The organism is Phytoactinopolyspora halophila, from assembly GCF_003287285.1.
GTDB lineage: Bacteria > Actinomycetota > Actinomycetes > Jiangellales > Jiangellaceae > Phytoactinopolyspora_A > Phytoactinopolyspora_A halophila.
This window is the reverse complement of record NZ_QMIG01000017.1, coordinates 77,309-98,549: the sequence shown is the minus strand read 5'-3', so window position 1 is coordinate 98,549 and position 21,241 is coordinate 77,309. Positions and strand designations below refer to the sequence as shown.

19 protein-coding genes and 1 pseudogene are annotated in these 21,241 nt (G+C 65.6%); 11 read left to right on the top strand and 9 right to left on the bottom strand.

Going from position 1 to position 21,241, the window contains the following annotated elements; translation table 11 throughout:
• Position 1 precedes the first annotated feature (1 nt).
• Positions 2-1,135 carry a tRNA 2-thiouridine(34) synthase MnmA gene (gene mnmA, locus DPM12_RS15355; protein ID WP_112259214.1) on the top strand — a complete coding sequence of 378 codons (1,134 nt, stop codon included), beginning with the start codon at positions 2-4 and terminating at the stop codon, positions 1,133-1,135.
• 25 nt (positions 1,136-1,160) lie between these two features.
• Here mnmA and DPM12_RS24325 read toward each other — a convergent pair.
• Positions 1,161-1,400, bottom strand: a pseudogene (locus tag DPM12_RS24325) (Fic family protein); the annotation flags it as partial.
• 89 nt (positions 1,401-1,489) lie between these two features.
• On the opposite strand from DPM12_RS24325, the gene DPM12_RS15350 reads away from it, so the two are divergent.
• The 6 genes from DPM12_RS15350 to DPM12_RS15325 all read left to right on the top strand — a co-directional run bounded on the left by DPM12_RS15350 (position 1,490) and on the right by DPM12_RS15325 (position 8,219).
• Positions 1,490-2,641 carry a CapA family protein gene (locus DPM12_RS15350; protein WP_112259213.1) on the top strand — a complete coding sequence of 384 codons (1,152 nt, stop codon included), beginning with the start codon at positions 1,490-1,492 and terminating at the stop codon, positions 2,639-2,641.
• Positions 2,642-2,733: 92 nt separating this feature from the next.
• Positions 2,734-3,972 (top strand): NAD(P)/FAD-dependent oxidoreductase, encoded by a 1,239-nt coding sequence (locus tag DPM12_RS15345; RefSeq protein WP_112259212.1) that lies wholly within the window; start codon positions 2,734-2,736, stop codon positions 3,970-3,972.
• Positions 3,973-4,284: 312 nt separating this feature from the next.
• Complete coding sequence (locus DPM12_RS15340) at positions 4,285-5,097, top strand: SDR family NAD(P)-dependent oxidoreductase (RefSeq protein WP_112259211.1); 813 nt, start codon at positions 4,285-4,287, stop codon at positions 5,095-5,097.
• Positions 5,098-5,340: 243 nt separating this feature from the next.
• A complete protein-coding gene (locus tag DPM12_RS15335) occupies positions 5,341-6,129 on the top strand; it encodes an SDR family NAD(P)-dependent oxidoreductase (protein ID WP_112259210.1) in 789 nt (262 codons plus the stop codon).
• A gap of 52 nt (positions 6,130-6,181) precedes the next feature.
• The gene (locus tag DPM12_RS15330) at positions 6,182-7,150 is read left to right on the top strand and encodes a Gfo/Idh/MocA family protein (protein ID WP_112259209.1); all 969 of its coding nucleotides are present in this window, start codon (positions 6,182-6,184) and stop codon (positions 7,148-7,150) included.
• A 97-nt stretch (positions 7,151-7,247) separates the two neighbouring features.
• The gene (locus tag DPM12_RS15325) at positions 7,248-8,219 is read left to right on the top strand and encodes an aldo/keto reductase family protein (RefSeq protein ID WP_112259208.1); all 972 of its coding nucleotides are present in this window, start codon (positions 7,248-7,250) and stop codon (positions 8,217-8,219) included.
• Between the two features lie 289 nt (positions 8,220-8,508).
• Here DPM12_RS15325 and DPM12_RS15320 read toward each other — a convergent pair whose 3' ends face one another.
• On the bottom strand, positions 8,509-9,291 hold the full coding sequence (locus DPM12_RS15320) for an endonuclease/exonuclease/phosphatase family protein (RefSeq protein WP_158542916.1): 783 nt from the start codon (positions 9,289-9,291) through the stop codon (positions 8,509-8,511).
• Positions 9,292-9,403: 112 nt separating this feature from the next.
• Between DPM12_RS15320 and DPM12_RS15315 the strand changes: the two genes are divergently transcribed.
• A complete protein-coding gene (locus tag DPM12_RS15315; protein ID WP_211659021.1) occupies positions 9,404-11,077 on the top strand; it encodes a DHA2 family efflux MFS transporter permease subunit in 1,674 nt (557 codons plus the stop codon).
• A 14-nt stretch (positions 11,078-11,091) separates the two neighbouring features.
• On the opposite strand, the gene DPM12_RS15310 is transcribed toward DPM12_RS15315, so the two are convergent.
• The gene (locus DPM12_RS15310) at positions 11,092-11,988 is read right to left on the bottom strand and encodes a Gfo/Idh/MocA family protein (protein ID WP_158542915.1); all 897 of its coding nucleotides are present in this window, start codon (positions 11,986-11,988) and stop codon (positions 11,092-11,094) included.
• A 253-nt stretch (positions 11,989-12,241) separates the two neighbouring features.
• Here DPM12_RS15310 and DPM12_RS15305 point away from each other — a divergent pair, with 253 nt between their 5' ends.
• Positions 12,242-12,715 (top strand): arsenate reductase ArsC, encoded by a 474-nt coding sequence (locus tag DPM12_RS15305; RefSeq protein ID WP_245951287.1) that lies wholly within the window; start codon positions 12,242-12,244, stop codon positions 12,713-12,715.
• A 76-nt stretch (positions 12,716-12,791) separates the two neighbouring features.
• Here the strand turns inward: DPM12_RS15305 and DPM12_RS15300 are convergent, their stop codons facing one another.
• From DPM12_RS15300 to DPM12_RS15285, 4 genes are all read right to left on the bottom strand, one after another.
• Positions 12,792-13,739, bottom strand: a complete 948-nt coding sequence (locus DPM12_RS15300; protein ID WP_158542914.1) for an alpha/beta fold hydrolase — start codon at positions 13,737-13,739, stop codon at positions 12,792-12,794.
• 78 nt (positions 13,740-13,817) lie between these two features.
• A complete protein-coding gene (locus DPM12_RS15295; protein ID WP_112259205.1) occupies positions 13,818-14,504 on the bottom strand; it encodes a TetR/AcrR family transcriptional regulator in 687 nt (228 codons plus the stop codon).
• Between the two features lie 30 nt (positions 14,505-14,534).
• Positions 14,535-16,427 carry a 5'-nucleotidase C-terminal domain-containing protein gene (locus DPM12_RS15290; protein WP_123788402.1) on the bottom strand — a complete coding sequence of 631 codons (1,893 nt, stop codon included), beginning with the start codon at positions 16,425-16,427 and terminating at the stop codon, positions 14,535-14,537.
• Between the two features lie 159 nt (positions 16,428-16,586).
• A complete protein-coding gene (locus tag DPM12_RS15285) occupies positions 16,587-17,189 on the bottom strand; it encodes a TetR/AcrR family transcriptional regulator (RefSeq protein ID WP_112259203.1) in 603 nt (200 codons plus the stop codon).
• Between the two features lie 59 nt (positions 17,190-17,248).
• Here DPM12_RS15285 and DPM12_RS15280 point away from each other — a divergent pair, with 59 nt between their 5' ends.
• Positions 17,249-18,118: an alpha/beta hydrolase family protein gene (locus tag DPM12_RS15280; RefSeq protein WP_112259202.1), complete on the top strand. Its 870-nt coding sequence runs from the start codon at positions 17,249-17,251 to the stop codon at positions 18,116-18,118.
• Positions 18,119-18,310: 192 nt separating this feature from the next.
• Here the strand turns inward: DPM12_RS15280 and DPM12_RS15275 are convergent, their stop codons facing one another.
• Positions 18,311-19,174 (bottom strand): ABC transporter permease, encoded by an 864-nt coding sequence (locus tag DPM12_RS15275; protein WP_112259201.1) that lies wholly within the window; start codon positions 19,172-19,174, stop codon positions 18,311-18,313.
• Positions 19,171-20,148: an ATP-binding cassette domain-containing protein gene (locus tag DPM12_RS15270; protein ID WP_112259200.1), complete on the bottom strand. Its 978-nt coding sequence runs from the start codon at positions 20,146-20,148 to the stop codon at positions 19,171-19,173. Before DPM12_RS15270 ends, DPM12_RS15275 begins: the two co-directional genes overlap by 4 nt.
• A gap of 71 nt (positions 20,149-20,219) precedes the next feature.
• Between DPM12_RS15270 and DPM12_RS15265 the strand changes: the two genes are divergently transcribed.
• Complete coding sequence (locus DPM12_RS15265) at positions 20,220-21,236, top strand: uroporphyrinogen decarboxylase/cobalamine-independent methonine synthase family protein (RefSeq protein WP_211659020.1); 1,017 nt, start codon at positions 20,220-20,222, stop codon at positions 21,234-21,236.
• Positions 21,237-21,241: the final 5 nt, after the last annotated feature.

The window sequence follows — 21,241 nt, the reverse complement described above, 5'->3', positions numbered from 1 at the left end:
GATGCGAATCCTGGCGGCGATGTCCGGAGGCGTCGATTCCGCGGTCGCGGCCGCGCGCATGGTCGAGGCCGGCCACGACGTCACCGGAGTGCATCTGGCGCTGTCGTCGAACCCGAAGTCGTTCCGTTCCGGCGCGCGTGGATGCTGCACCGTGGAGGACTCGCGCGATGCGCGGCGCGCGGCGGACGTGCTCGGCATCCCCTTCTACATCTGGGATCTCGCCGAGCGGTTCCGCGAGGACGTCGTCGACGACTTCGTCGCCGAGTACGCTGCCGGACGTACCCCGAATCCGTGTATGCGCTGCAACGAGAAGATCAAGTTCGCGGCGGTGCTGGATCGTGCCCTCGCGCTGGGGTTCGACGCGGTCTGTACGGGCCACTACGCGCGAATCGTCGACGGTTCGCATGGTCGCGAGCTGCACCGTGCCGTCGACCCGGACAAGGACCAGTCGTACGTCCTCGGCGTGCTGACCGCCGAGCAGCTCGCGCACGCGATGTTCCCGCTGGGTGACACGCCGAAGACGGACATTCGCGAGGAGGCCGAACGGCGCGGGCTCGCCGTGGCGCGCAAGCCCGACAGCCACGACATCTGCTTCATCTCCAACGGTGACACGGCCGGGTTCCTGCGCGACCAGCTCGGGGACGCGCCGGGTGAGATTGTCGACACGTCCGGCGAGGTGCTCGGCGCCCACGACGGCACGTTCGGCTTCACTATCGGTCAGCGCAAGGGGCTGGGCATCGGCACTCCCGCGCCGGACGGCAAGCGCCGCTACGTCCTGGACATCTCACCGACTGACCGCACGGTGACGGTGGGGCCCCGCGAGCAGCTGGCCGTCGACGAGGTGGCGGGCAGCTCGACGCGCTGGTGCGGTCCCGCGCCCGAGGGCGTGGTGACCTGCGGCGCGCAGTTCCGCGCGCACGGCGAGGCGGTTCCGGCCCGGGCCGAGGTGCATGGCGACGAGATCACGGTCTGGTTCGACGTGGCACAGGAAGGCGTGGCGCCGGGTCAGGCGATCGTCTTGTACGACGGTGAGCGCGTGATCGGCTCGGCCACGATCGATCGTGCGGGAACGAGCGACCGTGCGGGAACGAGCGATCGTGCGCGTGCGGGCGCGCAGTCCGTGGCCGGCGGGTGACGTTGATCTCGCACATGACGGCCGTACTCAGCCAAGCGAGTCGCTTGTTGCCGCCGACCAGAGGACGGAAGCGAGCGATCGAGTGCCTGAGCGCGGCGGACTTGCTGAGAAGAGTCGGATACATCTCCGTGCCGAACATGGATGTGCTCAGACGTTCCGCGGCGGAAGCCAGAAGACCGTGGTCACGAATGGCTGGCTGAGTGCCGAGGGCGAACTCGGCAAGCCGGATGGGGTGTTCGACGGTGAGATGTCGCGTATGCGTCACGACTCGCCCAGGCGCCTGAGAGCCTCGGCGTACCGTTGGGCGAGATGGGTACCAGCTTCACTTCTGTCCGAGACCTTCCGCGTTTTCCGATGTCCGAGCAGGTAGATAAGAACGCAGCGGACGGCGTCACCACCAACGTCGAGCTGTTCCTGAGTGGCGACGTGATGCTGGGCCGCGGTGTCGATCAAATCTTGCCGCATCCCGGGGATCCGGAGCTGCGAGAGCACCACGTCAAGGATGCCCGTACGTACGTCGAGCTCGCCGAATCGATGAACGGGCCGATCCCGCGCCCGGTCGATCCCTCCTGGCCGTGGGGTGACGCGGTGCCTACGCTCGACGAGCTCGCTCCGGACGTGCGGATCGTCAACGTCGAAACGAGCATCACCCGCTCCCCGACGTTCGATCCGGGCAAGGCCGTGCACTACCGGATGAGCCCGGACAACATCGCCAGCCTGCGCGTCGCCGCACCGGACGCGTGCGTCCTCGCGAACAACCACGTCATGGACTTCGGCCCCGACGGGCTCGACGAGACACTCGACGTGCTGGAACGCGCGGGACTGCGGGGGATCGGGGCAGGGCGCGACGAGGACGGGGCGCGGCGCCCGGCCGTGATCGACATCGGGCATGGCGGGCGCGTCGTCGTTCTCGGGCTCGGTTCGGTCTCCAGCGGCATCCCCACCGACTGGGCCGCGGGTCCGCGGCGGCGGGGCGTCGATCTCGTGGATCTCACGCCCGAGGGCGCTGCCTCGCTGGCTGCCCGGATCGCCGACGTGACCCGGCCAGGCGACATCGTGGTCGCATCGATCCACTGGGGGTCGAACTGGGGGTACGACATCCCGCGCGCGCAGCGCTCCTTCGCTCACCAGTTGATCGACGAGGCGGGAGTCGACGTCGTCCACGGGCACTCGTCACACCATGCCCGGCCGATCGAGATGTATCGGGGCAAGCTGATCCTGTACGGATGTGGCGACCTAATCAACGACTACGAGGGCATATCCGGTGGTGAACGCTATCGGGACGATCTCCGGGCGATGTACCTCGCGTCCGTGCGCCCGGAAAGCGGCGAGCTGGCGAGACTGCGGATCGTGCCGATGCGAACGCGCACGATGCGCCTGGAACGCGCCCCGGATGCGGACGTGACCTGGCTGGCATCGACATTGAGCACGGTCAGCGAGCCGTTCGGGGTACGCGTCGTCGAGACCGCCGACGGTCTGCTGAACGTGGCGCCGGAGACGCGGTAACCACGGCCGCGGGTGCCGGTGATGTTCCTGCGCACAAGCCAAGATCCGGCTTTTCGTTGACATGGCCGGAGCATTCGGCAAAGGTCGGCACCATGGATTCCACCTCCAGTGTCGTCATCGTCGGTGGCGGCCTGGCCGGGGCGAAGGCGGCCGAGACGCTACGCGACGAAGGTTTCGAGGGGCGCATCGTCCTGCTCGCGGCAGAAGCCGAACCTCCCTACGAGCGCCCGCCGCTGTCCAAGGGCTACCTGCTCGGCACCGACGAGCGCGCCCAGGCGTTCGTGCACCCGAAGCAGTGGTACGTCGAACACGACGTCGACCTCCGGCTGTCCACACCGGCCACGGCCGTGCATCGCGACGATCACGAGGTCGAGATCGCCGGGGGTGAGCGGGTGCATTACGACAAGCTGCTGCTTGCCACGGGGTCCACACCGCGCCGCCTCGACGTTCCGGGTGTGGAGCTCGAATCCGTCCATTACCTCCGCGAACTCGCCGACGCCGACCACCTGCTCGACATACTCGACCCGCCCCACCGGCTGGTCGTCGTCGGTGGTGGGTGGATCGGCCTGGAGGTCGCCGCGGCCGCCCGGACGGCCGACGTCGACGTGACACTGGTCGAGACGGCCGAACTTCCGTTGCAGGGCGCCCTCGGCAATGACGCCGCCCGCGTCTTCGCCGACCTCCATCGGGAGCACGGTGTCGACCTGCGGCTCGGAAGCAGCGTGCAGGAGGTGATCGGCGACGACGGCCGGGTGGTAGCGGTGCGCACCGACACCGGCGACGAGATCATGGCCGACACCGTCGTCGTCGGGATTGGAGCGCGCCCGCTGGTCGATCTCGCCGAGGCGGCCGGCCTCGACGTCGACGGCCACGGCGGCGGCGTGCTCGTGGACGCCGGGCTCCGCTCATCCGACGAGGACATCTACGCCGCTGGCGACATCGCTAGCGTGGACCATCCCGTGCTCGGTGACCGGGTTCGGGTGGAGCACTGGGCGAACGCGCTGGACAGCGGCCCGGCAGCCGCTCGCTCGATGCTCGGGCACGAGGTCAGCTACGATCGGCTGCCGTTCTTCTTCACAGACCAGTACGACCTCGGCATGGAGTACATCGGCTATGCGCCGCCGGGAGCGTACGACGACGTCGTGTTCCGCGGCGACGTCGAAGGGCGGGCGTTTCACGCCTTCTGGCTCAGCGGTGGCCGGGTGCGTGCCGGGATGCACGTGAACCTCTGGGACGAAGGCATCGGCCCCGTCGAAGAACTCGTCCGGTCCGGGCGCACGGTCGATCCGTCCCGGCTCACCGACACCGACGTGCCGCTGCACCACATGTGATCTCCCGGCCGTCAAGACAGTTCTCGGTGGTGTTCCGCACTCCGTGACCCAGGGCGGTATGAGTTTGAACATCAGGGGGACCACCGCTGGTATCAGAGCGCGTGAAACCGAGCCCCGTAGCGAACAGCCCGATCGTTGCATGATGATCGATGCGGGAGCACTGGTCCTTGATCCACGGAAGGGATTTGGTGCAGGTCAGGAGCGATCCTGGCTGGGGTCGCTGTGTGACTGCACGTGGGACGCAACTCACATGAGCTGTCGTGCCGGGATCCTTGCGGGCCGAGGCCAGCGAACAAAGGGGCAGTTGATGTCATGGATGCCTACCGGTCGACCGAGCAGTCCAACGACAGGATCGCAGTCATTACGGGTGGCGGACGTGGAATCGGGCGGGCAACGACGCTCCGACTGGCCGGAAACGGCTGGCGATGCCTCATTGCCGGTCTTGACGACGAAGATCTTAGGTATACGGCATCCCGTCAGCCTGGAAATGCACCTGATATCATCATGGCAGAATGTGATATCTCTACTTCGGTGGGTCGCGAAGTATTGCGTAAGACTCTTGACGAAATCCCGGGCAGATTTGAATTATTGGTGAATTGCGCTGCTCAATGCACATCCATGTCGCTGTTCGATCAAACGGATGAGCAATGGAGGGCTGAGCTCGACATCAATGTCGTGGCCGCCGCCATCTTGTCCTCATGGGCGATCGAGCTGATGAAGTCGAACCGTCGCGGAGCCATCGTCAACATCGGCTCGGTGTATGGGTTATTGGGGTTGAATAAACAGTTCTATGAGGAACTCCAGTCGAGTACATCTGATGATAATCCGAGACGTTCATTGGCATATCATGCTTCGAAAGGTGCCCTTGCGGCACTTACGCGGGAGCTTGCAGTAGCAGCCGGCCAATGGAACATTAGAGTCAACACGGTCTCACCGGGAATGATCAAGAACCCGGAACGGCGTTGGCCTGATTTCCAAGTAGATCGCTTTGCGCATGGAACTCCCTTGAAGAGAATGGGAAGGCCGGACGAGATAGCATCGGTGGTCGAATTTCTAGCGTCCGACGAGGCATCGTTTGTTACCGGTGCTGACTGGATTGTCGATGGAGGATGGTCGATCTGGTGACCATGGAGATCCTCTCTCGATAGTGGACATCCTTGGAATCGGTAGTCCGGAATTATTCACGATCCTGCCAGCGAGTTGCCGCGGCCGGACGGCATGCGTATACTATCATCAAAGTAATTAGGCGCACTTAATTCCCATATCCGTTGTTTTTGTCCGGGCGGAATTTTCTATTGTGGCACATCGCCACTCGCGTGATCTTTAGATGTATGGCTGGCCAGTATTGTCTCCCTGTGGAGGAGTCGCGTGGATCCTGGTGAGAATCGCTTGGTAATTGTAACTGGCGCGGGCAGTGGTATCGGGCGCGCAACGGCGGTGCGACTCGCTCGCTCAGGTTTTTCGTGCGTCCTCGTGGGTCGCAATAAAGGTCCGTTGGACGAAACGGCGGAATGGATCGGAGGAATTGGCGGGTCAGCTTACCCGGTCTCTGCTGATGTTGCGACGATCGAGGGAAGAGAAGACGTGTTGTTGGCCACAGAAGCAACGAGGGAGCGGTTGTACGGTCTGGTCAACAATGTTGGCGATTCGAATATTTCTCCCTTGCTTTCTCAAGATGTCGAAGCATGGCGCGAAAATATGGTCCTCAATCTCGAATCGGCGGCATTCTTGTCGTTCGAGGTGATCCGGCGAGTCGGTGAAGGGCAGGGTGGCTCGATTGTGAACGTCGCTTCGGTGTATGGCAAGGTCGCTCTCAACAACAGATACTATGACGATCGTCTTCCTGCGAGAACTTCTTACGGGCCGGTTCGTGACGTGTCGTATGCGGCATCTAAAGGGGGCTTGCGGATGCTGTCCAAGGAACTGGCCGTGGCGGCAGCACAGATGGGGGTGCGCGTGAACACCGTCTCTCCGGGAATGATCGACGTAGGGAAGTTGGATCAAGATGGTATTGATCGCCTGAGCGACGCGACACCTATGGGCCGTATGGGATGTCCCGAGGAAATCGCCGGTGTCATCAATTTCCTGCTCTCCACGGAAGCGAGTTTCGTTACCGGGGCCGAAATCGTCGTCGACGGTGGTTGGACTGCCTGGTGATTGTGCGCCTGTTCGAGCCCTGACGTGCTGTTGGCGGTGATGGAGGAAATATATGAAGGCGCTGGTTGTCGGAGCTGGCTTTATGGGGTCGCTTCATGCACGTGCGATTCGCGATTCTACGATGGCTGACCTGCATGGCGTGGTCGACAGCTCCACGAGTGCGGCTTCAACTCTTGGTGCCGAGCTCGGAGTGAAAGGGTTCGTCGAACTCTCAGAGGCGATTGACGAGATCGAGCCGGACGTGGCGGTCATTGCAACTCCCGATTCCTCGCACCGGAAGCCCGCAGAGACCCTGATAAAGGCCGGAGTGCACGTTCTGATCGAGAAGCCGCTGGCGACGACGGTAGACGACGCGGAGGCCATTCTGCATCGTGCGCGTGCGCGTGGTAGCCGGGTAATGACGGGACACATCACTCGCTTCTTCGTCCGCTATACGCGCGTTGCCGAGGCGGTTTCCGGCTCCACTATCGGCAGGCCGGTAATGATCACCACGTCGACATGGGGACCGAAGTCAATCGGTGCACGCGTCGCTGAGACGACGAATCCCTTGTGGCACTTCGCCATCCATGACATTGATCTCATCCAGTGGATTGGTGAAGGTGTCGTGGATGAGGTGGACGGAGCGCAACTAATCGAATCGGGGGCGGACTGTTCGACCTTCTCTGCGACTGGCTCACTTAGCAGCGGTATCGGCTTCAATATGGTGACAGGCTGGACGCTGCCCAGCAGCGCGGCTGCTCGTTGGGATTTGAAGGTGCACTGTCAGGGTGGCGTGGTGCAGGCGACGTGGAGTGGTGACGGCGTGACGCTGTACGAGCCCAACGGAGCCCATGAGCTGGACTGCACGGCGTGGCCGTCAGTGCGTGGGCAAATCGGGGGCGCTCTGCGAGCCGAAGTCGATCACTTCTTAGACGCGGTGACCACTGGTGCGCCGTTCCTCGTGAGGTCGGAGGATGCACTGAATGCTATCCGTAGTGCCGCCCGGCTCGAGCAGGCGGCTTGTCGCCGGGTGACAGAGTAAGCGGTGGAGACCGCCTCCTCGAACGTGGCTGTGTCGGCAGGTAGAGAAGTATCTCAACTGCCGTTAGCTTCGGCAGCCATGTCGCTGGAGGGAAGTCATGAGATATCGGAGCCTGGGGCAGTGGGGTATCAAAGTCTCGGAGGTCTCGCTTGGCACGTGGCTGACACATGCTAGACGAGATGACGAAGAACGGGTCATCGAGTGCACACGGTTGGCGTACGATCTCGGAGTCAACCTTTTCGACACAGCGAACACATACCCGGAGGGACGTGAGGGAGAAGCTGAAATAGTTCTCGGCAAGGCGGTTTCGGTTCTCCCCAGAGATACTTATTTGATTGCTACCAAAGTGTTTTCTCCAATGGGCAAGGGGCCACTGGAGAGAGGGTTGTCGCGAAAACACGTCATGGCACAGATTGACGGTTCGCTGCGGCGACTCGGTCTTGACTACATAGACCTTTACCAATGTCACCGTTACGATCCCACAGTGCCGCTCGAGGAGACGATTGGAGCGATGAATGACTTGATCAGACAGGGAAAGATCATGTACTGGGGCGTTTCGGAGTGGTCGGCGAGTCAATTGAAGAGTGCAGTTGCCGTATGTAGGCAGCGAGGATGGGATCTACCTGTCAGCAATCAACCCCGGTACTCCCTCCTCTGGAGAACCGGAGAGGATCACGTCTTTCCAGAGTGCGAAAGACTTGGAATGGGTGTGCTGGCCTTCTCCCCACTCGATCATGGAGTCTTGGTCGGGAAGTATTCACCGGGAGGAGAGCTTCCTCCCGGAAGTCGTGCGGCTAGGTCCTCGAATACCTGGATGTTCGAGCGCTATTTCGATGACTACCTGCTGGCGACGGTGCAGAGGTTCTGTGCGTTCGTGAAAGAAGCAGGATATAAGCCTTCACAGGTCGCGCTGGCATGGTGCCTGCGTAATCCTGTGATCTCTGGTGTCATCATCGGCGCGTCGAATGAGAAGCAGCTCAAGGACAACGTAGCGGTCTCGGGTCTGGATATCGAGACTGAAGTCCTTAACCAGGCGGAAGAAATACTGGCCCCGGTTCGGGTTTCTTGATCGTCGGAAGTCGGGGTGGGTCACTCGCGACGGTTGCCTCTCTTGAGGAGGTGTTGTAGGAAAGTGCCTTTGGCCTCGAATCCGCGAGCGTCTCGTCCGGTCCGGGCGCACGGTCGACCCGTCCCGGCTCACCGACACCGAAGTGCCGCTGCACCAAGCCTGACACTACGACGCTGCTCGTGACGCCGGGGATCAGGTTCGTACGTCCCACTTCTTGGGTCTGCGGAACGTCCAGAGCCCGTGAGAGCCTCCTGGACGTTCCGCAAACCCAAGAAGTGGGCACTCGGGATCATGTGCCGGGTTCGAGGTCGATGTCGACGGTGAGCGCGGCGTGGTCACTGACGGCGAGCCGGTGCGTGGTTGTGGCGTGAGCGGTCACCGCTGCGCTGGCCAGCGCGTGATCCCACTGGACACGTGGCCTCCAGGACGGATACGTCCGGGTTCGGGCGAGCTGGAACCAGCGGGTGACCCGAGCGGGAACGTTGCCGGGCAGGTTCAGGTCCCCGAGCAGCACGTGTGGCGCGGGCATCGTGGCGAGCCATCGGGTAATAGCCCGGAGCTGGCGCACGTTCCATCCGGGGACGAATGACAGATGGGCGGCAGCGACGGTGAACGAGCCCTCGGGTGTGTCGGCGACGGCTGCCAGTACGGTCCGTGGATGGTCATTCACCGGCGTCAGGCCGCGGCGCCCGGCGACCTTCAACGGCACCGGCACCGAGGCGGCGGGAAACGCGCGCGCTTGCCAACTGTGCAGGGGAATCCGGGACACGAGCGCGATCCCGTAGCTCGGCTCGTCCGGTGAAGAGAGGAGGTCGACGGCCTCCCACCGGCCAGACGGATCTCCGATCAGTGATGGAGCGAACCTCCAGGAGCGGGCGCCGACGGCGTCGGCCGCGATGGCTGCCTGGTCGGCCCTTCCACTCCGGAGCTGTCCGTAGTCGACCTCCTGCAAAGCGACGATGTCCGTGTCGAGAGCGGTGATCGCGGCATGAAGATCTCGATCCCGGACCTGGCCGGAGGCGACGGCGAGTCCGTTCAAGATGTTGTACGTGCCCACGCGTAACGAGACCACGTCAGGCAGGTTACCCGGCGCGTACCGTGTGGTCCGCACCACACCCCCGGATCCCGCGGTGCGCGCGCGGAGGTGCGTTGCGGCCGAGTAAGGTCGCGACCAGGAGTGAGATGTGACTCGGGCCAGGAACGTGAACGGCGATCTGCAGGATCGGCCGTCGGCGGCTGATTCGCCGGACGAGGAGTTCCAGCCGAGGCGCGCGTGGCTGGCGTTGAGCGCGCTGTGTCTCGGATTCTTCATGATCTTGTTGGTCACCACCATCGTCAACATCGCGATCCCGCGGATGCTGGTGGCGCTGCAGACCAACCTGGAGAACATGATCTGGGTCAACAGCGTGTACCTGCTGGCCCTGGCCGTTCCCTTGCTGGTGACGGGCCGGCTTGGTGATCGATACGGACCGAAGCGGGTGTTCCTCACCGGGCTGGCCCTGTTCACCGCGTCGTCGTTCGCGTGCGGTCTGGCGACGAGCGTCGAACCGCTGATCGCGGCGCGGGCGGGCCAAGGACTGGGGGCGGCCGCGATGATGCCGCAGACCATGGCCTTCGTCTATCATTTGTTTCCGCCCGGACGGCGCGGTGTGGCCATGGGAGCCTGGGGCGGAACCGCTGGCGTGGCGACGGTCAGCGGCCCGTTGCTGGGCGGGCTCCTCGTCGACAGCTTGGGCTGGCAATGGATCTTCTACGTGAACGTCCCCGTGGGTCTCGTAGCGATAGCGATGACGGTCCGGCTGGTGCCGGACTGGCAACCCCGCCACAGCCGGCGCTTTGATCCGCTAGGCATAGCCCTGTTCACGGTCGGTCTCGCCGCCGTGATCTTCGGGTTGCAGGAAGGTGAGCGCTTCGAATGGGGGAGCGTGGCCGGGCCGATCACCGTGTGGTGGTTGCTCGGCGGAGGACTCGTCCTGCTGGTTGCCTTCGTGATGTGGCAGCGCCGGACCCATCGGGAGCCGCTGCTGCCCCTGCGGCTGTTCGAGTTCCGGAGCTATTCGCTGTCCATCCTCGCGAACTGGACACTGGGTTTCGCGTTGATCGGGGCGGTGCTGCCACTGATGCTCTACCTGCAAACCGTTCGGGGGTATCCGGCATTGCTCGCCGGATTGATCGCTGCTCCGATGGCGTTCGCGTCCGGGGTCATGTCGGTGTTCATCGGCCGGATCGCCGAGCGCGTCGACGGGCGGATGCTTGGAGCTGCGGGATTCACCGGATACTCGGCAGGGCTGGCGCTGCTCGCCTGGGTGATCCGGGCCGACAGCTCGCCGTGGACACTCGTCCTGCCGCTGACCCTTGCCGGGCTCGGCATGGGAGCGATCTTCGCGCCGCTGGCCACCCTCGGCACACTCAGCCTGCCCCCGCCTTTGGTGGGCAGTGGCTCCGGCCTGTTCAACACGCTGCGCCAGGTGGGAGGCGTCGTCGGGAGCGCCGCTGTCGGTGTCCTGTTGCAGGCGCGCCTGGCGACCGAGGTGCGACGCGAGGCGATCGCGCGGGCCGGCGAGCTCCCCGTGGAGTATCGTGAACAGTTCGTCGATCAGATCAGCGGCGGAGTGACCCGCGCTGGCGGCGCCGCCGACGCGGCAGCCCGGCTCGAATTCGACCTTCCCGAGTCCGCGCCGGCTGATATTGCCGAGCACGCCCGAGCCGCGGCAGAGGCGGCCTTCGTGCACGGATTCACCGATGCCGTTCGGTCAGCCATCCTGATGCCGGCCATTGTCCTGATCGGTGGCGTGTTCGCCTGTCTGACGATGCCGCGTCCGGTCAAGGTGCGCAGGCGCGCCGGTGGAAAGAGGTGACGACGATCGCCCGGTTACGGCTCGGCGGGAGCGACCGGGACAGAGCCGTCACCGAGAGAGCGTTCCGCGGCGTCGACGAGCGCCTGAATGTAGAGCCCGCGACGGGCATCGCAGGGGTGGGTCTGGCCCTGGACGATCCCGGCGAGCTCGGTGCGCATGGTGGCACGCATCGCGGCCTCGTCCCGCGTTTCCGCAGCGAGTGCGAGTGCGCCCTCGGGGCCGAACAATTCCACCTCGAACCGCCCCCGCTCCAGGCCGATGCGACAGCTCAGCGTCACGTCGGACGCCGCGCCACTCGCATGATCCACATGCAGGCCGAACCAGCCGCGATCGGTCGAGCGGGCACCGATCCGGGCCGCCGGGCCGAGAGCAGCCGTGAGCATGTCGAGGATGTGCGGGCCGACATCGACGAGGGCGCCGCGCTCGTGCCGCCACGGGGAGTTGGAGAACGGCCCGCGGAGGAAAGCCGGCGTGATCACCGCACCCCGGGCACCCACCGTGTCGAAGGCCTGCGCCTTCTCCAGGAAGGTCCGCACTCCCGGGTCGAACCGGCTGGTGAACATCACCATCGAGCCCACGCCGGACTCGTCGACGGCGGAGGCCAGCTCCCGTGCGTGATCGAGTGAATCGGCGATGGGTTTCTCAAGAATCAGATGCTTGCCGGCGCGAGCGGCGCGGACGGCGAGCTCCCACTGGACCTGCGGCGGTACCGCGAAGGCGACCGCGTCGGAGCGCTCCAGTAATGCCTCGAACGACGGCACCGCCTCCGTGCCGTACTCGGCGGCGAGCTCGGATGCCGCTTCCGGGCGACGCGCCCAGATGGCCGACAGCGTCGCTTCCGGACCGCCCGTCCACACGGGCGCGTGCAGGATCGAAGCCCACGGTCCCGCTCCGACGAGACCAACGTTCACGGGCCTGTCGTTCACCGATGCCCCCAGGAAAAGTCAGGAAAAGCCGTCGTCCATGCGGCGTCCAGCGTAACGGTGCGGTGCCGGAGCGTGACGGGCGGCCGCGTGCGGCCCGGGGCGCCGGGGTCCGGGCGTCTGTACGGGAACGGGTGCGCACGATGTCGCGGTGCGAGAACGTAGGCTTGAGGTGCCGTCGCCGTATCGGTTGAGGTCAGCGTGCTGCGGATGAGGGGACCGGGGAAGGACGTGAGGGACGGTGAGGGATGTGCATGAGCACCTGGCCGACCATGCGGACGGCACGCCGGCGGTACTGTTCCTGTGCGTGCACAACGCCGGGCGCTCGCAGATGGCCATGGGCTTCTTTGAACACCTGGCGGATGGTCGGGCGATGGCCCTATCCGGCGGATCGGAGCCGGCCGAGCACGTGAACCCGGCAGCGGTGCAGGCCATGGCCGAGCGGGGCATCGACATCTCGCAGGCCTCCCCGACGCGCTGGACCGACGAGATGCTGCATGCCGTCGACGTCGTCGTCACCATGGGGTGCGGTGATGCCTGCCCCGTGGTTCCCGGGAAGCGCTACGAAGACTGGGTGCTCGACGATCCGGCGGGACTGGACGTCGACGGGGTGCGGCCGATCCGGGACGAGATCGAGCGCCGCGTCCGGGACCTGCTGGCGCGTCTTGGCCTGCCGTCCTCCGCCCCGCTATTCGCTCCACCGGCTTCCGAATGATCATGTTTGGTACGTTTCCTCGGGCCATGACACGACTGCAGACGTGTTACGGCCCGAGGAAACGTACCAAACATGATCATTCTGGATCTGGGGGTGCGGGTGTGGTGGTGAGGTAGTCGACGGCGAGCTTGAGCACACTTTCGTCGAGCAGGATGCGCTGGTGTCCCAGGTCGCTGGTCGTCACCAGCTCGGCGTCTGGCCACGTTCTCGCCAACCGCACGCCATCCTGGTAGGGAGACTCCTTGTCCTGGCGATCGTGAGCGATCATTGCCGGCGGCACCGCGTCCTCGGAATCCACCAGAAAGGCATTGAAGTCGTCGAGGGGGCGCCCGGCCAGCCGTTCCAGCCGCCCGAGCAGGCGCTCGTGCGTGCGAGGCCCGTAGCCGAGAGCCTGTTGCAGCTTCCAGAGCGTGGCGATCGGATCCGGGCTCGGAGCGACGAACACCATCCGAGGCGTGCCCAGGCCGTCACGAACCGTGCGGACGGTGGTCGCAGCCCCCAGGGAGTGCGCTACGATGCCGCCCGGTTCGCCGTGTTCGGCGACGACGGCGGCCAGGGCGTCGGTGAAGTCGAGAGCCGTGGCGCGGCCGCGACCGATCGCGCTCGGGGACGAGTCGCCGTGACTGGGCACGTCGAACGCGACTACGCGGTACCCGGCCTGCAGCAACGGCTCGACGAACGCGCCGAGCTGACCCCGCCAGCCGCCCCAGCCGTGAACGAGGTAAACGGGCCGACCTGACGTGGAGACCGACGGGGTAGGGGCGTGGACGGGCGGTGCGGGTGCGTGTACAGGGCGGTCGGGGACATTGTCGTCGGAGGCGACCGGGAGCCACGTTTCCACGGCGACCTCGCGCCCATCGCGCAACCGGACCGTGGAAAGCCGTCCGGGATATGGCCGGTTGTCCTGGCGCCTGCCCGAATTGGAGGGCAGCGTGCACCAGATCCGCAGAGCCCAGCGGCTGGCGAGTGCGGGGCTCAGCCGGTCCAGGGTGGTGAACGCTGCCCGCAGCACCGCTATGCGCATATGAGAAGAACGAACGATCGTGCTTTTCTGACGTGCCGAGTTGGGCGACATGGCAAGACCTCGCATGGGTGTGGGGGATCAGGATGGCGGGGCGTCGTCGCCGCCGGAACTGCTGGAGGGTTGGGTGGCGACGGGGTCGGGTGTGCTGACGGGTTCGGTGGAGACGGGTTTGGTGGGCTGCGCACGGGCCGCGTCGAGGAGCGCGTCAAAGGCGCGCCGTGCCCGCCGTTCGGCGGCATCGTCACGAAGCAGGCGATGCGCATGGTAGAAGCCGAGCATGATGCTGTTCAGCTCGTACGCGAACTGGTGGGGATCGGCATCGTCACGGAATTCGCCTTCGGCGATGCCGGTGCGGAACACCTGGGCGATCGTGTCGAGGAGATCGCGATGGTCTTGGGACAGGCGTTCCCGCACCGGCCCCTCCTGCTCGTCGAGTTCGGTGGCGGCCTTGACGAACAGGCATCCACCGGGCCGGCGGAGGAGGCCGCAGTTGATCCAGCGCTCGAAGAGTTCCCGGACCCTGCGCTCGCCGCGTGGAACGGCGAGCGCAGGGCGGATCACGGTGTCGATGAAGTCGGCGCGCGCTTGCGCGAGCACCTCGAGCTGCAGGCCCTCCTTCGACTGGAAGTGGGCGAACAGGCCGCTCTTGGACATCCCGGTGTGCAGGGCAAGTTTGCCGATGGTCAGCCCGGCGAGGCCGACGTGGTAGGCGCTCGTCACGCCGTGCCGGAGGATCTCCTGGCGGGTCTCAGCACCCTTGCCCATGGAGCCATAATAGCACGACCGTTCGTGCAGCTATTCGACCCGGGAGATGCGGCCGTCGGTCTCGGACTCGACTTCCCCTTCGGAGACGATGCGATCCGTCACCACCTCGGAGAGCAAACGTCCCTCACCGGGTCCGACGAGCACCTCGCCATCGGCCAGCATCGCGTAGCCGTCCCCGCCGCCCAGCAGGAAGTCGTTCGTGGCCAGCGTGTACGTCGCGTCGGGGTCGAGTGGTTCGCCGCCGATCGTGACGTCGACGATCCGTTCGCCGGGCTGGGACTCCGGGTTCTCCGGATCCCGCGGTTCCCCGTCCGGGTCCCAGACATAGCGCATGCCGCTGACCTGCGGGAACCGGCCATCACCGGCCTCGACCCGGCTCACGCCGTGTTCCAGCGCCTCGAGGATGGTGGCACCGTCGACCTCGACCATGACAACCGTGTTCGGGAACGGCAGAACGTCGATGACATCGCGCCGCGTGATGTCCGTCTCGGCGGGGAAGACCCGATCGCTACGGATGCCACCGCCGTTCTGCAGTGCGACGTCTGCATCCACCGTCATGCGGATCGTGTCGGCGATGTAGTTCGCGAAGCCGGTCTCCGTGCTGCGGACCTGGGCCGCTCGAACATCCCACTCGTGCAGCCGGAAGCCGATGACCTCGCCGAACGCCTCGTCGAGCTTGGTTTCCCAGGTGTCGACGATGTGCTGGACCTCCGGGCTGGGAGCGATGTCGGGTGGGAGCTCGTGGCTGGTGAAGTGATGGTCGACGATCTCGCCGTCCTCGACTTGCATGCGCAGCTCGCCGAGAAGGTCGAACTCGTCGCCGACGAACGACACGAGCGTGTCGTTGATGATCTCGGGTTGTTCCAGCACCTCGGCGCAGTGATCACCGACAATGGCGTCGATGCCGTCCACAGTGGCAGCGAGCTCGCGGGCATCGGGGCCGCACAGGTGGGAAGTGACGACGACGAGGTCGGCGCCGGCGTCGCGCATGTCGGGCACGACCTCTTCCATCGCGTCGATGGCCGGAATCTGCTCGGTGTCCGGCCCCAGCGACGTGACGTCGGCCATGTTCTCGGGACCGAGCCCGGTGATGCCGACATCCACCCCCTGAACATCGACGAGCATGAATGGCTCCACGCCGAGGTCCGCGGCGAATGGCTCTCCGGAGTCGATGTCGCGAACATTGGCCGTCACCCAGGGGAATTCGCTTTCGGCGATCCGCTCGCGGAGGTTCTCCGGGCCGAAGTCGAAATCGTGATTGCCGAAGGTATCGACATCCAACGGAGACGCGTTGAGTGCCTCGATCATGTGCTCGCCGTGGAACACGCCGGCGAGCAGGGACGGGGCGATATCGTCACCGTTGCCGGTGAACAGTGCATGGGGTAAGGCGTCCTTGCGTTCCTCGACGAGCGCCATGTATTGGGCGATCTCGGAGACGCCGGTGTCCGCGTCGTGATGGAACGCGCCGTGGAAATGGGTGTCGTGCAGGAGCGTGACGTCGGCTCCCTTGCCGGGCGGGCCACCGAACGCGGGGAAGGCGACCGTGCCGATCGGCTCGCCACCGTCCCGGACGGCCACCTCGTAGTAGCCCGGCATCTCGCGCTCCGTGCTCACCAGTGTGATGTACCGATCGCGTGGCCCGGCTCGTAGATCGAGTTCGGTGCCCTGCCCGTCGGGCGCGGTGACGGTGGCAGAAATCGTGCCGTCGGCCCCGGTGACGGTGAACTGCAGCGGCACGGTCCGGCCGGCGCGGATGGTGTCCGGCGTCGTGCCGAAGGTTACGTGAGCGCTCCCGCCACCATGATCGTCGTCGTGGTCGTGCCCATGAGCGCCGGCGCCCACGGGCACAGCCGCTGACAGCGATAGGCCGAGGACGGGGGCGAGTACCGTGGAAACGAGCCGGTGAAATGGGATCTTGACCATGTCGATCCTCCTGGAACCTGGCTTGAACCGGTGAGCTCCGTGGTGCGGGCGGTCTCCGTTTTCAGCGGCATCGAGCAGGGTCGAGCCGGAACGTCCATCCCCCGAGTCGTCACGTTCAGCGCCACAGTTCCAGATGGTGAACACGGCATCAATGGCTGATCAGAGTGAGTGTGGCGGCAACTGGTTGTCGGATGTTGCCAGGATCCCCTCCAGGAGCCAGTCGAGGCCCGTCGTGAAGTTGGCGGCGAGCACGTCGCGCGACAGTAACGACGTGGCCGCATCGGAGGTGGATCCAGTGGTCATGGCGGCGAAGCCGATCGTGTAGACGATGAGAACGCGGCGAGCTTCCTGAGCTTCGGGTCCGGCGATGCCCGCAGCGTCGAGCAAATCCAGCATGATCTCCCCCAGGCGCTGCGCGTTGCCGCCCCGGCTGCCCTGCCGGGCCAGATACAGCGGCACGAGATCTGGGTGGCGCAGCAGGACCTCGTAGGTCGACGTCATGATCTGGCGCAGTCCCGCGGCTGGCTCGGTGGTCCTCGGTTCGGCCACCTCTCCGAGAACGTCGTCGAGGAGGTCGTCGACGAGCGTGTCCTTTCCGGCCACGTGGCTGTAGAGGGAATTGGGTGCGACGCCGAGGCGACGGGCCACCGAGCGCATTGTCAGCCCATCGATGCCCTGTTCGGAGAGTACGTCGCGGGCGCATCGCAAGATCGCGTCCCGGGTGAGGCCGGCTCGCTGGCCTGGAGCTCTGGTATCTCCCATGGTTAAACTGTACACTGTCCAATAATTGAACGGTGTACAACTCGCGAGAGGGGCACCCGATGCCTGCCACCAATGAACCCGCCAATGAACCTGCCACCAACGAGGCCGTGTCCGGCGTAGCCGCCGGAGTTCCCTTCATCGCCGTCCCTCCCGCCGGAGGACCGAGGCCCTCGGCCCCCGCGGTGGTGGCCTGGCACATGATGGATGCTCCACGAACCGAGGCCGCGTTCGCCGCGGCGCTGCCGATGAACGACCTCGACGCGTGGCGGATCTATATGGGCCTGCCACTGAGCGGGTCGCGCCTTCCTGAGGGAGGGGTTGACGAGCTGATGCGGCTCGGCTACGAGGACGCGGTGCTCAACCTGCAAGGTCCGGTGGTCTCGCAGGCTGTGGAGGAGTTTCCAGACGCGTTCGCCACGCTGCGTTCCCGATTCGATCTCGGTGCGGGCCCGATCGGCCTGGTGGGTGGGTCCATCGGGGCCGCGGTTGCCCTGCAGGTGCTCCTCGAACAGCGCGTGGTGGCGAGCGCCGCCGTCCTGGTGAGTCCGCTGATCCAACTACGCCAGTCGGTGGACGCGATGGCTCGCCAGTTCGGGTTCACCTACACGTGGTCTGACGAGTCGTCCCGTATCGCGGAGCGGCTAGACGTCGTCGCCCGGGCGGCCGAGTTCGTCGAGGCAGGTGAGCCTGCCGTGCTGCTCGCCGTCGGCGAGCAGGACGACGCGGACGGATTTCGCGTTCCGGCTGCGGCGCTGCGCGAGAAGCTGCGCGAGCTCTATGCCGACGACGAGCGGATCGAGCTGGTCGAGATCGCAGGTATGGGGCACGCGCTGGCCGAAGAGCCCGGCGTCGAACCGGCACCACAGACGCGGTATGCGGCAGAAGTGGACCGGCAGGCCGTTGCCTGGTTGCGCACGCATCTCGGCTGACCGGCGGTGTCGGGAACCAGCGGCGCATGGACGGTGGCCCGATCTGAACGTCGATGTCCAGACGTGCGGGAAAGACGCCGTCACGGGCTATAAACGCACGCCTGGGCATCGAAGTAGGTGCCTGCCCGCTGGGGTGCGGATGCCGGCCGGCGCCGGGCTGGCGGCGGCCGGCATGACGTCGGGATGGCGTGCTCAATCGGTGCGCTTGAAGGCCAGCACGCCGGCCGTGAGGACGGCGACGGCGAAGCCGGCGGCCACCAGAATCTGCACGCCGACGGGTATGGTGGCTCCGAACCACGTGATGCTGGGGTCGAGCAGCTCGCGGGCGCCGTCCGGAACGTCCATGTGGTCGAAGATGGCCGCGCGCATGGGCTGGACCACGTAGGTGAGCGGATTGAGCTTGGTGAGCACGGCCAGCCAGTCCGGGAGGTTCGCCATCGGGAACAGCGCACCGGAGAGGAACATCATCGGCATGATGATGAGCTGGCTCGTTGGCATCGCGGTCTGAATCTGCTTGATCCGGGCGGACAGCAGCACTCCCAGCGCGGTCAGCATGAACGCGCCCACGAACAGCAGGCCCAGAAGCTGGATCATGAGCATGGGGTTGTAGGGAACGCCGACGAGCCCGGCCAACGCGAGCAGGACGACGCTCTGCAGGGTGGCCACCGTGGAACCACCCAGGCATTTCCCGCCGATGATGGCGAACTTGCTGACCGGCGCGACGAGCATCTCGCGCAAGAACCCGAATTCGCGATCCCACACCAGGGAAACTCCGGCGAACGCGGCGCTGAAAAGCACCGACATCGCCAATACGCCGGGGAACAGGAAGGTCCGGAAATCGACGTCGCCGCCGGTTTCGACGATGCTGCTCAGCCCGGTCCCCATGACGAACAGGAACAGCAAGGGCTGCAGCAACATCACGATCATGCGGGCGCGGTCGTGCCGGAACCGGACCATCTCCCGCCGCCAGACCATCATGGCCGAACGCAGCTCGTGCGCCGGGCCAGCAGCGACGGGCACGATCGGGACGGCGGGTGTGTCGGTGCGTGTGGTCATCTCTTACCTGCCATGAGACGAAACGGGTGCTGCGAGCCGCCACTTTCCTCGGCATCGCGGATGGTGCGGCCGGTGTAGGCCATGAACACGTCGTCGAGACTCGGCCGGGTGATCGTTACCGTGTTGATCTCGACATTCAGCGCGGCGAAGAGCCGTGGCACGAACTGCGCACCCTGGGGGACGGCAAAGGTGACCATGCCTTCGTGCACTGCGGCGTCGACTCCGAGCCGGTCACCGAGCTGGGCGATGGCCGCGTCGTCGTCGTTGGTGTGAATCTGTACCCGGTCGGCGCCGATGGTGCCCTTCAGGGCTTCCGGTGTGTCGATGGCGACGATCTCGCCGCCGTCGATGATCGCGATCCGGTCGCAGTACTCGGCTTCCTCCATGTAATGCGTGGTGACGAAGATCGTGATGTCTTCAGTCTGCCGTAGCTTGCCGACGTAATCCCAGATGGCGGCGCGGGTCTGCGGGTCCAGGCCGATGGTGGGCTCGTCGAGAAACAGCACCTTTGGAAAATGCAGCAGACCCCGGGCGATTTCGAGCCGGCGGCGCATGCCGCCAGAGAAGGTCTGTACCAGATCCTTGCGGCGTTCAGAGAGCCCGACCATGGTCAGGACGTCGTCCATGCGCTCGCGCAGCCGGGCCCGTGGGACGCCGTAGAGCTCGCCGTGAAAGTGCAAGTTCTGCTCGGCCGTGAGATACGTGTCCAGTGTGGGCTCCTGGAAGACCAGACCGATGCGGCCGCGTACCGCGGCACGCTCGACGCTGACGTCGTGCCCGGCTACGACGGCCGATCCCGAGGTGGCTTTGGTGAGTGTGCACAAGATGTTGATGGTGGTGCTCTTCCCGGCTCCGTTGGGCCCGAGAAAGCCGAACAACTCGCCCTCGCCCACATCGAGATCGATACCGCGTACTGCCTCGACGGCATCGAAGGTCTTCGTCAGCCCGCGTAGCTGGATCGCGGACTCGGACATGTGATCGTCCCCCTTTTGTCTCTTGTCACTACGACACTACTGCCGTGCACCGTCACGTAGGCTCGATGGGCGTGACATATCCGTGGAAGCCAGCTGTCGCGACCGGCATGGGGTCGCTGCCATACGTGGATCGAGACGAGGCCACCCGCGTCGTCGTCGGTGAGCTTCCGGACTTTCCGCACGTGCCGGAGCTGCCCCGACGCGGAGCGGGCTCGGACATGACCGGGCGCGGTGCCACATTCCTGAAAGAATTGCACGTCGATCTTCAACCGTCCGGGTGGCGGCTGATCGAGGGCGAGAGCATCGACGAGCGCCGGGCACGCTCGGATTTGCACGCCGATCTCGAAGCGATGCAGTTCGCCGCCTACGGGTACACGGGGCCACTGAAGATCCAGATCGTGGGTCCGCTGACACTCGCCGCAACACTGGAACGTGCTCGTGGCGAGCGCGCCATCGCCGACCACGGGGCACGCCGCGACCTCGCGGAGTCGCTCGCGGAAGGGGTGGCCGAGCACGTCGCCGACGTCGCGCGGCGGGTGCCGGAGGCGTCCGTCGTGATGCAGCTGGACGAGCCGAGCTTGCCGGCGGTGCTCGCAGGGGAGATTCCGACGGTCAGCGGGTACGGCCGGCTGCGAGCGGTCGACGAGAGCGAGGCCGAATCGCTGCTCAGGAGCGTGATCGAGGCCGCTGGCTCCGACGTGCCCGTCGTCGTGCACTGTTGCGCTCGCCGGGTGCCGACGGCGCTGCTCCAGCGTGCGGGCGCGGTCGGTGTGGCGCTGGACGTCGACCTGCTCAACCGTGACGACATGAAGGAGCTGACCGAGACCGTCGATGCGGGATTGGCGCTGTGGCCTGGCGTGGTGCCGTCGACCCCGCCGAACACGCCGCCGGCCGAGCGCGAGCTGGCCCAGCGGGTCGTCGGCCTGTGCCGCCGCCTGGACCAGGATCCGAGGGAGATGGCGGAGCGTATGGTCATCACGCCGGTGTGCGGGTTGGCCGGAGCGGATGTCGGCTGGGCGCGCCAGGCGTACACGCTGGCCCGTTCGACGGCCCGTGCCTTCGCGGACATTGTCGGTGACGAGCAGTAACGTCT